9 protein-coding genes are annotated in these 12,506 nt (G+C 66.8%); 8 read left to right on the top strand and 1 reads right to left on the bottom strand.

Features of this window, described 5'->3' with window-relative positions:
* Positions 1 to 85 precede the first annotated feature (85 nt).
* Both FOB47_RS18785 and FOB47_RS18780 read left to right on the top strand, forming a co-directional pair.
* Complete coding sequence (locus FOB47_RS18785) at positions 86 to 1,108, top strand: Bug family tripartite tricarboxylate transporter substrate binding protein (RefSeq protein WP_174781809.1); 1,023 nt, start codon at positions 86 to 88, stop codon at positions 1,106 to 1,108.
* Positions 1,109 to 1,265: 157 nt separating this feature from the next.
* Entirely contained in the window at positions 1,266 to 2,825 is a 1,560-nt protein-coding gene (locus FOB47_RS18780) for a UxaA family hydrolase (RefSeq protein WP_053822033.1), read from the top strand.
* 33 nt (positions 2,826 to 2,858) lie between these two features.
* On the opposite strand, the gene FOB47_RS18775 is transcribed toward FOB47_RS18780, so the two are convergent.
* Positions 2,859 to 3,677 carry an HAD-IIB family hydrolase gene (locus FOB47_RS18775; RefSeq protein ID WP_244959332.1) on the bottom strand — a complete coding sequence of 273 codons (819 nt, stop codon included), beginning with the start codon at positions 3,675 to 3,677 and terminating at the stop codon, positions 2,859 to 2,861.
* Between the two features lie 235 nt (positions 3,678 to 3,912).
* On the opposite strand from FOB47_RS18775, the gene ugpB reads away from it, so the two are divergent.
* From ugpB to FOB47_RS18745, 6 genes are all read left to right on the top strand, one after another.
* Positions 3,913 to 5,244: a sn-glycerol-3-phosphate ABC transporter substrate-binding protein UgpB gene (gene ugpB, locus FOB47_RS18770; RefSeq protein ID WP_174781807.1), complete on the top strand. Its 1,332-nt coding sequence runs from the start codon at positions 3,913 to 3,915 to the stop codon at positions 5,242 to 5,244.
* A gap of 135 nt (positions 5,245 to 5,379) precedes the next feature.
* Positions 5,380 to 6,261, top strand: coding sequence for a sn-glycerol-3-phosphate ABC transporter permease UgpA (ugpA, locus tag FOB47_RS18765; RefSeq protein ID WP_174781806.1), 882 nt, complete (start codon positions 5,380 to 5,382; stop codon positions 6,259 to 6,261).
* A 48-nt stretch (positions 6,262 to 6,309) separates the two neighbouring features.
* Positions 6,310 to 7,158: a sn-glycerol-3-phosphate ABC transporter permease UgpE gene (gene ugpE / locus FOB47_RS18760; RefSeq protein ID WP_053822030.1), complete on the top strand. Its 849-nt coding sequence runs from the start codon at positions 6,310 to 6,312 to the stop codon at positions 7,156 to 7,158.
* A 110-nt stretch (positions 7,159 to 7,268) separates the two neighbouring features.
* The gene (locus FOB47_RS18755; RefSeq protein ID WP_053822029.1) at positions 7,269 to 8,393 is read left to right on the top strand and encodes a sn-glycerol-3-phosphate import ATP-binding protein UgpC; all 1,125 of its coding nucleotides are present in this window, start codon (positions 7,269 to 7,271) and stop codon (positions 8,391 to 8,393) included.
* 1 nt (position 8,394) lies between these two features.
* The gene (ugpQ, locus tag FOB47_RS18750; RefSeq protein WP_174781805.1) at positions 8,395 to 9,171 is read left to right on the top strand and encodes a glycerophosphodiester phosphodiesterase; all 777 of its coding nucleotides are present in this window, start codon (positions 8,395 to 8,397) and stop codon (positions 9,169 to 9,171) included.
* A gap of 359 nt (positions 9,172 to 9,530) precedes the next feature.
* A complete protein-coding gene (locus FOB47_RS18745; RefSeq protein WP_053822027.1) occupies positions 9,531 to 12,383 on the top strand; it encodes a 2-oxoglutarate dehydrogenase E1 component in 2,853 nt (950 codons plus the stop codon).
* Positions 12,384 to 12,506 lie beyond the last annotated feature (123 nt).

Below are 12,506 nucleotides of genomic sequence, written 5' to 3'. Positions count from 1 at the left end.
CGCCGCTACCCGCACGACGAGATAGACGACAGCGAATACGACAACAAATACGACAACAAATACGACAACACCCAAGGAGACAACCATGACCTTCGCCATCCCACCAAGCCGGCGTCGCGCCGGCCTTCGCCTCGCGCTGTGCGTGTCCGTGGCCGTGGCCGGATTGACCATGGCGGCGTTGACGGCGGTCCCCGCGGCGGCCGCGACCGACGCCTTTCCCAGCAAGCCGATCCGCGTGGTGGTCGGCTTTGCGCCCGGCGGCGGCGCGGACATCGTCGCGCGCCAGCTCGGCGCGCAGCTGTCGAAACAGATGGGCCAATCGATCGTGGTCGAGAACCGGCCCGGCGCGACCGGCACCATCGCGGCATCGAACGTGGCGCAGTCGCCGGCGGACGGCTATTCGATGATGCTGGCCTCGCAATCGACCATGGTGATCGCGCCCAGCATGTACGCGAAGCTGCCATTCGATCCGCTGAAGGACTTCATGCCGGTGACGCAGGTGGTGTCGATGCCGCTGGTGATGGTGGTCAATCCGTCGGTGCCGGCCAGCACAATCAAGGAGGTCGCCGACCTGGTGCGTGCCGGCAAGCTGACGAGCTACGCGTCGTCCGGGCCCGGCGGTCCGCAGCACATCGCCGGCGAACTGTTCAACACGATGAGCGGCATCAAGCTGACGCACGTGCCGTACAAGGGCGAGTCCTCGGCGCTGACCGATGTGATCGCCGGCAATGTGCCGGTGATGTTCGCCAACGTGCCGGTCGCCGCGCCGTTCATCCAGTCCGGCAAGCTGAAGGCGGTCGCGGTTTCGAGCCTGACGCGCGCGCCGGGCCTGCCACAGGTGCCGACCGTCGCCGAGGCCGGCCTGAAGGACTTCGAGGTGCTGACCTGGTATGGCCTGTTCCTGCCCGCCAGCACGCCGCGCCCGATCGCCGCGCGCATCAGCGACGAGGTGGCCAAGGCGCTGAAGGAGCCGGGCCTGCGTGCCAAATTCGCCGAGCAGGGCCTGAACGTCCTCGGCACCAATCCCGAGCAGTTCGGCAAGTTCATGACCGGAGAAGTCCCGAAATGGGCCGCGGTCGTCAAGGCGTCGAATATCCGGCCGGAATAAGCGTATCCGAGCAGAACGCTGAGCCAACGTTGTCGTCCCCGCGCACGCGGGGACCCAGGGGTCTTTGAAGGACGCTGGATTCCCGCGTGCGCGCGAACGACAGGATGGTTGTTCTCGATCTGCGTTCCCCTCCACCAAACCAGCCAATCACCGCCGTATGGAAGTTCGCCCTCCCGTCAGCCACGACAAGACCCTGCTGGGCCCCTGCATCCGCCTGCATCCCGCCGACAATGTGCTGGTCGCGCGCATGGATGTCGGCATCGGCACGCAGGTGCCGGGCCAGCCCTGGACCACGCGCGGCCAGGTGCCGGCCGGCCACAAGATCGCCGCGCGCGCCATCCGCGCCGGCGAGCCGATCGTCAAGTACAACGTCTGCATCGGCTTCGCCGCGACCGACATCGCGGCGGGCAGCTACGTGCATTCGCACAACGTCAGCTTCCAGGAGTATGAGCGCGACTACGCCTACGGCCGCGACTATGTGCCGGTGCAGCGCGTGCCGGCGTCGCGCCAGGCGATGTTCGACGGCATCGTGCGCTCCGATGGCCGCGTGGGAACGCGCAACTATGTCGGCATCCTGTCGACTGTCAATTGCTCGGCGACCGTGGTGCGCAAGATCGCCGAGTGGTTCACGCCCGAGCGGCTGGCCGATTATCCGAACGTCGACGGCGTGGTGGCCTTCAGTCATTCGCTGGGCTGCGGCATGGAGATGACCGGCGAGCCGATGGACCTGCTGCGGCGGACCATGGCCGGCTACGCGCGGCACGCCAATCTGGGCGGCGCGCTGATCGTCGGGCTGGGCTGCGAGCGCAACCAGCTCAAGGGCCTGCTGCAGGCGCAGTCGCTGCGGGACGGTCCCATGCTGCGGACCTTCGTGATGCAGGACAGCGGCGGCACGCGCAAGACCATCGAGGCCGGCATCGCCGCGGTGATGGCGATGCTGCCCGAGGCCAACCGCGTCGAACGCCGGCCGGTGCCGGCCAGCCATCTGACGGTCGGCCTGCAGTGCGGCGGCTCGGACGGCTTTTCGTCGATCACCGCCAATCCGGCGCTCGGTGCCGCCGTCGATCTGCTGGTGCGCCACGGCGGCACTGCGATCCTGTCGGAGACGCCGGAGATCTATGGCGTCGAGCACACGCTGACGCGGCGCGCGGCCAGCCGCGAAGTCGGCGAGAAGCTGGTCGAGCGGATCCGCTGGTGGAAGGACGAGTATTCGGTCGGGCGCGACGTGCAGATCAACGGGCAGGTCAGCCCCGGCAACCAGATGGGCGGGCTGGCGAACATCTTCGAGAAGTCGCTGGGCTCGTCGATGAAGGGCGGCACCGGGCCGCTGATGGCGGTCTACCGCTATGCCGAGCCGGTGACCGAGCACGGCCTGGTCTTCATGGATACGCCGGGCTACGACCCGGTGTCGGCCACCGGCCAGATCGCCGGCGGCGCCAACCTGATCGCGTTCACCACCGGGCGCGGCTCGATGTTCGGCGCCAAGCCGGTGCCCAGCGTCAAGCTGGCGACCAACTCGCCGATGTACCGCCGGCTCGAGGAGGACATGGACCTGAACTGCGGCACCATCCTCGATGGCGACAAGACCATCGAGCAGGTGGGCGAGGAGATCTTCGCGCTGATGCTGCGCACCGCGTCGGGGCAGCGCTCGAAGAGCGAGCTGCTGGGGCTGGGCGACAACGAGTTCGTGCCCTGGCACATCGGCATCATGAGCTGATGCCGGCGGCCGGATGGCAGGGTACTGCCGCCGTCAGGCGTCGCGCGCGGCCAGCAGCGCGTCGACCATCTCGGCGAAGCCTTCGCCGCCGGCGGCCTCGGTCACATAGGCCGGCGGCACCGGCAGCAGCGGCAGGATCTCGCGCACATTGGCCACGCCGACCGACAGCGGGAAGTGGGCGAACATCGACGCATCGTTGGCCGAATCGCCGATGAACACCCATTCGTCGCGCTGGGCGTCGAGGTCCGCGCCGAGCAGCTCGGCCGCGCACAGGCGGCTGGTGCTCAGCTTGTCGTGCCGGCCGAACCAGCCGTTGACATGGATCGAACTGACGGTGGCCGCCATGCCGGCCTGCTGCATCAGCGCGACGATGCGGTCGACGGCCTGCGGCGGCAGCGGCGCGACATCCTCCGCGTGGTCGATCGCCAGGTCCGCCGCGTGCCAGTGCTGGTCGGACGCCAGCGCGCAGCCGGGCACCTCCCGCAGGATCCGCTGCGCCAGTTCGTCGATGCGCCGCAGGTTGCGCGCGCGCGTCTCGGCGTCGTCGATGAAGCGCGTCACCAGGCGCCCGTCGCGCAGATGCGAATAGAAGGCGCCGTTCTCGCCGATGATCGCGTCGACCGGCCACAGCCGCGTCAGGATCTCGGCCCAGGCGATGCAGCGCCCGGTCACCGGAATCACCTGCAGCCCCGCGTGCCGCAGGCGCTCGATGGCCAGGTAGGTGGTGGCCGGCAGGCGGCCGGCGGTCGTCAGCGTGCCGTCGATATCGGTCAGCACGCCGCGCACGCGGCGCAGCGCCGCCGCGGGCAGCGCGGCCGGAAAGACGGGGAGGGCGGGGAGCGCGGGGGGCATTTGCGGGGTCGGCATGGCGGCGCATTGTACCTCGCATATCGCGTCGCCTAAGCTATGTCACGGCGCTGTCATGTTGCCTCCGCCCCGGGCCGATCCGGCCCGAACCCGCGTGGACATTGGTAGAAACGCTCGGTTTCTCGGCGCGCGCTGCCGGAGTAACATCCGCTTGTCACAAAAAATGCATACATTCGGCCGGTTTCCGACTGGATGACGCAATAAACGAGGAGAGCCGTCGATGACCATCCCCCGCACCATCACCATCAAGCTTGCCGCCGCGGCTGCTGCCGTGGCCGCGCTGTCCACCACCGGCGCCGCGCATGCCGCCGTCGAAGTCCAGTGGTGGCATGCGATGCAGGGCGCGTTGAACGACAAGGTCAACGAGGTGGCCAGCAAGTTCAACGCCAGCCAGACCGAGTACAAGATCGTGCCCGTCAACAAGGGCAACTACGACGAGACGCTGGCGGCGGGCATCGCCGCCTTCCGCGCCGGCGGCGCCCCGGCGATCCTGCAGGTATTCGAGGTCGGCACCGCGACCATGATGAGCGCCAAGGGCGCGATCAAGCCGGTCTCGACCGTGATGAAGGAAGCCGGCGAAAAGTTCGACCAGAAGGTCTACATCCCCGCGGTGGCGGGCTACTACACGTCCGCCAAGGGCGAGATGCTGTCGTTCCCGTTCAACAGCTCGACCACGGTCTTCTACTACAACAAGGACGCCTTCAAGAAGGCCGGCCTCGATCCCGAGAAGCCGCCCAGGACCTGGCCGGAGGTGATGCAGTACTCGGCCAAGATCAAGGCCTCGGGTGGCAACTGCGCCTACACCACCGACTGGCAGGGCTGGGTCCACCTCGAGAGCTTCTCGGCCTGGCACAACACGCTGTATGCCACCAAGAACAACGGCTTCGGCGGCACCGATACGCGCCTGGTGTTCAACAGCCCGCTGCACGTCAAGCACATCTCGAACCTGCAGGACATGGTCAAGAAGGGCTACTTCAGCTACGGCGGCCGCAAGGCGGAGTCGGGCGCCAAGTTCTTCAACGGCGAATGCGCGATGTTCACCGGCTCGTCGGCGACGCTGGCCAACGTGCGCAAGAACGCCAAGTTCGCCTTCGGCGTGTCGCAGCTGCCGTACTACCCGGACGTGCCGGGCGCTCCGCAGAACACCATCATCGGCGGCGCCTCGCTGTGGGTGATGGCCGGCCGCAAGCCCGAGGAATACAAGGGCGTGGCCAAGTTCTTCACGTTCCTGTCGCGCCCGGAAGTCCAGGCCGACTGGCACCAGGCGACCGGCTATCTGCCGGTCACGATGGCGGCCTACGAGCTGACCAGGAAGTCCGGCTTCTACGAGAAGAATCCGGGCGCCGACGTGTCGGTGCAGCAGATGGTCGTCAAGACCACCGACAAGTCGCGCGGCGTGCGGCTGGGCAATATGGTCCAGGTGCGCACCGTGGTCGACGAGGAACTGGAAGCGGTGTGGGCCGGCAAGAAGGAGCCCAAGGAAGCGCTCGATACCGCGGTCAAGCGCGGCAACGAGCTGCTCGAACGCTTCCAGCGCACCGCCAAGGAATAAGGGCGGCCGGCGGCGGGCCGTGCCGGTCCGCCGCCTTCGACTGGTTCCGGCTTCCGCCGCCGCGCTCGAGGCGCGCACGGCGGGTCCAATTTCCCCCTGGGGCGCCGCGACGGCGCTCCTTTGCCATCGCCACGCATGGAAAAACGCGTCGTCTTCCGTTCGCCCTGGCTGCCGTATCTGCTGGTGCTGCCGCAGATCGCGATCACGCTGATCTTCTTCTTCTGGCCGGCGGGCCAGGCGCTGTACCAGTCGGTGCTGCAGCAGGACGCCTTCGGCATCAGCCTCGAATATGTCGGCGCCGCCAACTTCATGACGCTGTGGAACGACCCGAACTACGTCGAGTCGTTCCGCGTGACCGCGATCTTCGCGGTCGGGGTGGCGCTGCTCGGCATGTCGTTCGCGCTGCTGCTGGCCTATTTCGCCGATCGCGCGCTGCGCGGCGCGGTCGCCTACAAGACGCTGCTGATCTGGCCGTATGCGGTGGCGCCGGCGGTGGCCGGCGTGCTGTGGATGTTCCTGTTCAATCCGACGCTGGGCATCGTCTCGTACGTGCTGCGCCAGATGGGCGTGGACTGGAACTTCCTGCTCAACGGCGACCAGGCGATGCTGCTGGTGATCATCGCCGCGGCGTGGAAGCAGGTCAGCTACAACTTCCTGTTCTTCCTGGCCGGTCTGCAGAGCATCCCGCGCTCGCTGATCGAGGCCGCGGCGATCGATGGCGCCGGACCGTGGCGACGCTTCTGGTCGATCGTGTTCCCGCTGCTGTCGCCGACCACGTTCTTCCTGATGGTGATCAACGTGGTGTACGCGTTCTTCGACACCTTCGCCATCATCGACGCGGTCACGCATGGCGGGCCGTTCAATTCGACCAACACGCTGGTCTACAAGGTCTATCACGACGGCTTCCGCGGCATGGACATCGGCGGCTCGGCGGCGCAGTCGGTGGTGCTGATGGCGATCGTGATCGCGCTGACCGTGGTCCAGTTCCGCTACGTCGAGCGGCGCGTCCAGTATTGAACGGCGGCCGATGAACACCGCAATGAAGACCGCAGACAGGTATCCCTCATGGTAGAACGGCGACCCTTCCTCGATTTCCTGACCCACGTGGTGCTGATCGTCGGCATCCTGATCGTGGCCTTTCCGGTCTATGTGACCTTCGTCGCGTCGACGCTGACCGCGGAGGAGGTGCTGGACGCGCCGATGACGCTGATCCCCGGCCCGCATCTGCTGGAGAACTACCGCACGGTGCTGTTCGAGGGCGTCGGCGTGGCCGCGGCCCCGGTGTCGACCATGCTGATGAACAGCATGATCATGGCGCTGGGCATTTCGCTGGGCAAGATCGCGATCTCGATCATCTCGGCCTTCGCGGTGGTGTACTTCAAGTTCCCGCTGCGCAAGACCTTCTTCTGGATGATCTTCATCACGCTGATGCTGCCGGTGGAAGTGCGCATCCTGCCGACCTATGAAGTGGTGTCGGACCTGGGCATGCTCGACAGCTACGTCGGCCTGACGGTGCCGCTGATCGCGTCGGCCACCGCGACCTTCCTGTTCCGGCAGTTCTTCCTGACCGTGCCCGACGAGCTGGCCGAGGCCGCGCGCATCGACGGCGCCGGGCCGATGCGGTTCTTCCTCGACGTGCTGCTGCCGCTGTCCAAGACCAGCATCGCGGCACTGTTCGTGATCCAGTTCATCTACGGCTGGAACCAGTACCTGTGGCCGCTGTTGATCACCACGCAGAAGTCGATGACGCCGGTGGTCGTCGGCGTCACCCAGATGATTTCGCGCTCCGGCGATGCCGCCACCGAGTGGAACCTGGTGATGGCGACCGTGCTGCTGGCGATGATCCCGCCCGCGGTGGTGGTGATCCTGATGCAGAAGTGGTTCGTCAAGGGATTGGTGGAGACAGAGAAGTAGCGCTCGCGCGCGCGGCGGTTTTCTCCGCTCTCCCGCCTGCGGGAGAGGGGACCCAGACAACGCAGCCAGTCGGCGAAATCGATCGATATCGAACAGAACAACAGAAACACATGGCAAAACTGTCGCTCCGAAACGTACAGAAGACCTACGCCGGCAATGTCACGGCCGTGCATGGCATCGACATGGAGATCGACGATGGCGAGTTCATCGTGATCGTCGGCCCGTCGGGCTGCGGCAAGTCGACGCTGCTGCGGATGGTCGCGGGGCTCGAGACCATCACCGGCGGCGAGGTCCATATCGGCGATCGCGTCGTCAATCGGCTGGAGCCGGCCGAGCGCGATATCGCGATGGTGTTCCAGAACTACGCGCTGTATCCGCACATGACCGTCTACGACAACATGGCGTACGGCCTGAAGATCCGCGGCATGCCGAAGGCCGAGATCGAACAGCGCGTGCGCCATGCGGCCGGCATTCTCGAGCTGGCGCCGCTGCTCGAGCGCAAGCCGCGCCAGCTGTCGGGCGGCCAGCGCCAGCGGGTGGCGATGGGGCGGGCGATCGTGCGCGAGCCGGCGGTATTCCTGTTCGACGAGCCGCTGTCCAACCTGGACGCCAAGCTGCGCGTGCAGATGCGGCTGGAACTGAAGGAGCTGCATCGGCGGCTGCGCACCACCAGCCTCTATGTCACGCACGACCAGGTCGAGGCGATGACGCTGGCGGACCGGATGATGGTGCTCAACGGCGGGCGTGTCGAGCAGATCGGCACGCCGCTCGAGGTCTATGCGCGGCCCGCCAGCATCTTCGTCGCCGGCTTCATCGGTTCGCCGCCGATGAACCTGATTCCGGTGGCGCGCAACGAGGCGGGGCAGGGCGCGGTGCCTTCGGGTGTGCCATCGGACGCGCAGATGCGCGTGCTCGGCGCGGACGGCAAGCCGTCGGAGGCCACGCTGGGCCATCTGCCGATGGGGCTGCATCTGCCGCAGCAGGCGCTGCTGGGTCTGCGGCCCGAGCATCTGGAACCGTGCGCCGCCCACGACGCCATCGCGCAGATCGACGTGCGCGTGGTCGAGGCGCTGGGTGCGGACTCGTTCGCCTACGGCACGCTCGGCGGCCAGCAGGTGGTGGTCCGGCTCGACAGCCATATGCACGTGCGCGCGGGCGAGAAGCTGCCGGTGACGGCCTCGGCCGAGCACCTGCATTTCTTCGACCATGCCAGCGGCAAGCGGATCGAGGCCTGAGATGACGACCGCGCTGCCCCGCTGGCCCTATCCGCGCACGATCGCCCATCGCGGCGCCGGCAAGCTGGCGCCCGAGAACACGCTGGCGGCGTTTCGCCACGGCGCCTCGTTCGGCTATCGGATGTTCGAGTTCGACGTCAAGCTGTCGGCCGACGGCAAGCCGGTGCTGCTGCACGACGCGACGCTGGAGCGCACCACCAGCGGCCGCGGCCGCGCCGACGCGCTGACGCTGGGCGAACTGGCCCAGCTCGACGCCGGCAGCTGGCACAGCCCGGCCTATGCCGGCGAGCCGATCCCGACGCTGGCGGCGGTCGCCGCCTACACGCGGGCCAACGGCCTGCACGTCAATATCGAGATCAAACCGGTGCCCGGCACCGAGGCGCGCACCGGCGCCGCGGTGGCGCTCGACGCGTTGGCGCTGTGGGCCGGCGCGGCGGTGCCGCCGCTGCTGTCGTCGTTCTCCGAAGCGGCGCTGGAGGCCGCGCGCCGGGTCGCGCCGGACCTGCCGCGCGCGCTGCTGCTGGACAAGCTGCCGGCCGACTGGCTGGACTGGCTGGCGCGGCTGGGCTGCGTCGCGCTGGACGCCAACCATCGGGAACTCGACCGGAATGTGATCGAGGCAGCTCATCGCGCCGGATATCGCGTGGCCTGCTATACCGTCAACGATCCAGACCGTGCGGCGGCGCTGCTGGAGTGGGGCGTCGATGCGGTGATTACCGACGCGGTCGACCTGATTGCGCCGCAACATGGCGGTGAAAGCGGGGTGATCGGCAAATGAAAGCCGGCTGAAAGAAAGCGACGGCATTTCGCAACAGCCATTCCCTGTTCCGGACGCGGTTTTCGGCCGCGAAAACCGGCAGGGCGCGCAATACCGCGGGAAAACGTCGGATCGGTGTTGCACTACAGGAAAAGAGCGGTGGACGTTTGCGCAAACGTGCTATTCTTACGCGCAGTGAAGACTTAGGTCCTTCCCCGCACAACTTGCCCTTCCGGGCTTCTGCGCGCCGGCACCCCAGTGGTGCCGTTTGCTTAGGGGCCTTCAAGAGTTGTTTGCAATCCGCTAACCGGTCAAGCCGTGTCGCGGAAGGTTGATAAACCCGCTTAACTTCGGCATACCCGAAGAATAGTGAGCGCCCCATGATGCAGCAGTATCAGAGCAATTCGTACCTCTTCGGCGGCAACGCGCCGTACGTGGAAGAGCTGTACGAAGCCTACCTCCAGAATCCCGCCTCCGTCCCCGACAACTGGCGCGCGTACTTCGACGCGATGCAGAACGTGCCGGCCGCGAACGGCACCGCCTCCCGAGACATTCCCCACGCCCCGATCGTCGCCTCGTTCGCCGAGCGCGCCAAGCAAGGCCCGATTCGCACCATTGTCGCCTCGGCCGATGCCGACATGGGCCGCAAGCGCGTCGCCGCGACCCAGCTGATCGCCGCCTACCGCAACATCGGTTCGCACTGGGCCGACCTCGATCCGCTCAAGCGCCAGGAGCGTCCGCCCCTGCCGGATCTGGATCCCGCCTTCTACGGCTTCTCCGAGGCCGACCTCGACATCGTCTTCAATGCCAGCAATACCTATTTCGGCAAGGAGTCGATGAGCCTGCGCGAGCTGTTGCAGAACCTGCGCGAGACGTATTGCAGCAGCATCGGCGCCGAATTCATGTACATCAGCGACCAGGCGCAGAAGCGCTGGTGGCAGGAGCGCCTCGAATCGACGCGCGCCCGTCCGGTGTTCACGGCCGAGAAGAAGAAGCACATCCTCGAGCGCCTGACCGCCGCCGAAGGCCTGGAGCGCTTCCTGCATACCAAGTACGTCGGCCAGAAGCGCTTCTCGCTGGAAGGCGGCGAGAGCTTCATTGCCGCGATGGACGAGCTGATCCAGCGCGCCGGCAAGCAGGGCGTGCAGGAAATCGTCATCGGCATGGCCCACCGCGGCCGCCTGAACGTGCTGGTCAACACGCTGGGCAAGATGCCCGCCGACCTGTTCGCCGAATTCGAAGGCAAGCACGTCGACGATCTGCCGGCAGGCGACGTCAAGTACCACAAGGGCTTCTCCAGCGATGTGTCGACCGAAGGCGGCCCGGTCCACCTGTCGCTCGCGTTCAACCCGTCGCACCTGGAAATCGTCAACCCGGTGGTCGAGGGCTCGGCCAAGGCGCGCCAGGAGCGCCGCGGCGAAGCCGGCCATCGCGAGGTGCTGCCGGTGCAGGTGCACGGCGACGCGGCCTTCGCCGGCCAGGGCGTCGTGATGGAAACGCTGAACCTGGCCCAGACCCGCGGCTACGGTACCGGCGGCACGATGCACATCGTGATCAACAACCAGATCGGCTTCACCACCTCGGACCCGCGCGACGCCCGCTCGACGCTGTACTGTACCGACGTGGTCAAGATGATCGAAGCGCCGGTGCTGCACGTGAACGGCGACGATCCCGAGGCCGTCGTGTTCGCGATGCAGCTGGCGGTGGACTACCGCATGGAGTTCAAGAAGGATGTCGTCGTCGACATCATCTGCTTCCGCAAGCTGGGCCACAACGAGCAGGACACCCCGGCGGTCACGCAGCCGCTGATGTACAAGAAGATCTCGCAGCATCCGGGCACGCGCAAGGTCTACGCCGACAAGCTGGCCACGCAGAACGTGGTGCCGGCCGATTTCGGCGACGAGCTGGTCAAGGCCTACCGCGCCGCGATGGACGCGGGCAAGCACACGGTCGATCCGGTGCTGTCGAACTTCAAGAACAAGTTCGCCGTCGACTGGATGCCGTTCCTGAACCGCAAGTGGACCGACGCCGCCGACACCGCCGTGCCGGTGACCGAACTGAAGCGCCTGGCCGAACGGATCACCACGATCCCGGAACAGTTCAAGCTGCATCCGCTGGTCGAGAAGGTCATCAAGGACCGCGCCAACATGGGCCGCGGCGACCAGCCGCTGGACTGGGGCATGGGCGAGCATCTGGCCTTCGCCTCGCTGGTGGCCTCGGGCTATCCGGTGCGCATCACCGGCCAGGACGCCGGCCGCGGCACCTTCACGCACCGCCACGCCGTGCTGCATGACCAGAACCGCGAGCGCTGGGATGCCGGCACGTACGTGCCGCTGCAGAACGTGTCGGAAGGGCAGGCCCCGTTCACCGTGATCGACTCGGTGCTGTCCGAGGAAGCGGTGCTCGGCTTCGAATACGGCTACTCGACCGCCGAGCCGAACGCGCTGGTGATCTGGGAAGCCCAGTTCGGCGACTTCGTCAACGGCGCGCAGGTCGTGATCGACCAGTTCATCTCGTCGGGCGAAGTCAAGTGGGGCCGCGCCTCGGGCCTGACGCTGATGCTGCCGCACGGCTACGAAGGCCAGGGTCCGGAACACAGCTCGGCGCGCATCGAGCGCTTCCTGCAGCTGTGCGCGGACCACAACATGCAGGTCTGCCAGCCGACCACGCCGGCGCAGATCTTCCACCTGCTGCGCCGCCAGATGATCCGGCTGTTCCGCAAGCCGCTGGTCATCATGACGCCGAAGTCGCTGCTGCGTAACAAGGACGCGGTGTCGCCGCTGTCGGATCTGGCCAAGGGCCATTTCGAGACCGTGATCGGCGAGCAGGAAGAACTGAACGCCAGCAAGGTCAAGCGCGTGATCATGTGCTCGGGCAAGGTCTATTACGACCTGGTCGCGACGCGCAAGGAGCGGGGCGCCAGCGATGTCGCCGTCATCCGCCTCGAGCAGCTCTATCCGTTCCCGCACAAGGCGGTGGCCGCCGAACTGAAGAAGTATCCGAACGCCACCGAGATCGTGTGGTGCCAGGACGAGCCGCAGAACCAGGGCGCCTGGTTCTTCGTCCAGCACTACATCATGGAGAACATGACGGAAGGGCAGAAGCTCGGCTACGCCGGCCGTCCGGCGTCGGCTTCGCCGGCCGTGGGCTACTACGCCAAGCACAACGAGCAACAGAAGGCGCTGCTGGACGCGGCGTTCTCCAAGCTCAAGGGCTTCGTGCTGAGCAAGTAAGCGCCAGTGCGGGCAGGGCGCGCCGGTTGGCGGGCCCTGCCGCGCTGCGCTTGCCGCTGTGCTTGCACTTGCGCCCCTGCAATCCCCGACGCATCGCATCGAACGCATCGAATCGCGCGCCAG

It is taken from the genome of Cupriavidus gilardii, from assembly GCF_013347325.1.
Taxonomy (GTDB): Bacteria; Pseudomonadota; Gammaproteobacteria; order Burkholderiales; family Burkholderiaceae; genus Cupriavidus; species Cupriavidus gilardii.
The sequence above is the reverse complement of the archived record's forward strand: the minus strand, read 5'-3'. Positions and strand labels throughout refer to the sequence as shown.

Bases quoted from the DNA above. Each gene is read 5' to 3' on its own strand.
- FOB47_RS18785 (WP_174781809.1), top strand. From the start codon at position 86: ATGACCTTCGCCATCCCACCAAGCCGGCGTCGCGCCGGCCTTCGCCTC.
- FOB47_RS18780 (WP_053822033.1), top strand. From the start codon at position 1,266: ATGGAAGTTCGCCCTCCCGTCAGCCACGACAAGACCCTGCTGGGCCCC.
- FOB47_RS18775 (WP_244959332.1), bottom strand. From the start codon at position 3,677: ATGCCCCCCGCGCTCCCCGCCCTCCCCGTCTTTCCGGCCGCGCTGCCC.
- ugpB (WP_174781807.1), top strand. From the start codon at position 3,913: ATGACCATCCCCCGCACCATCACCATCAAGCTTGCCGCCGCGGCTGCT.
- ugpA (WP_174781806.1), top strand. From the start codon at position 5,380: ATGGAAAAACGCGTCGTCTTCCGTTCGCCCTGGCTGCCGTATCTGCTG.
- ugpE (WP_053822030.1), top strand. From the start codon at position 6,310: ATGGTAGAACGGCGACCCTTCCTCGATTTCCTGACCCACGTGGTGCTG.
- FOB47_RS18755 (WP_053822029.1), top strand. From the start codon at position 7,269: ATGGCAAAACTGTCGCTCCGAAACGTACAGAAGACCTACGCCGGCAAT.
- ugpQ (WP_174781805.1), top strand. From the start codon at position 8,395: ATGACGACCGCGCTGCCCCGCTGGCCCTATCCGCGCACGATCGCCCAT.
- FOB47_RS18745 (WP_053822027.1), top strand. From the start codon at position 9,531: ATGATGCAGCAGTATCAGAGCAATTCGTACCTCTTCGGCGGCAACGCG.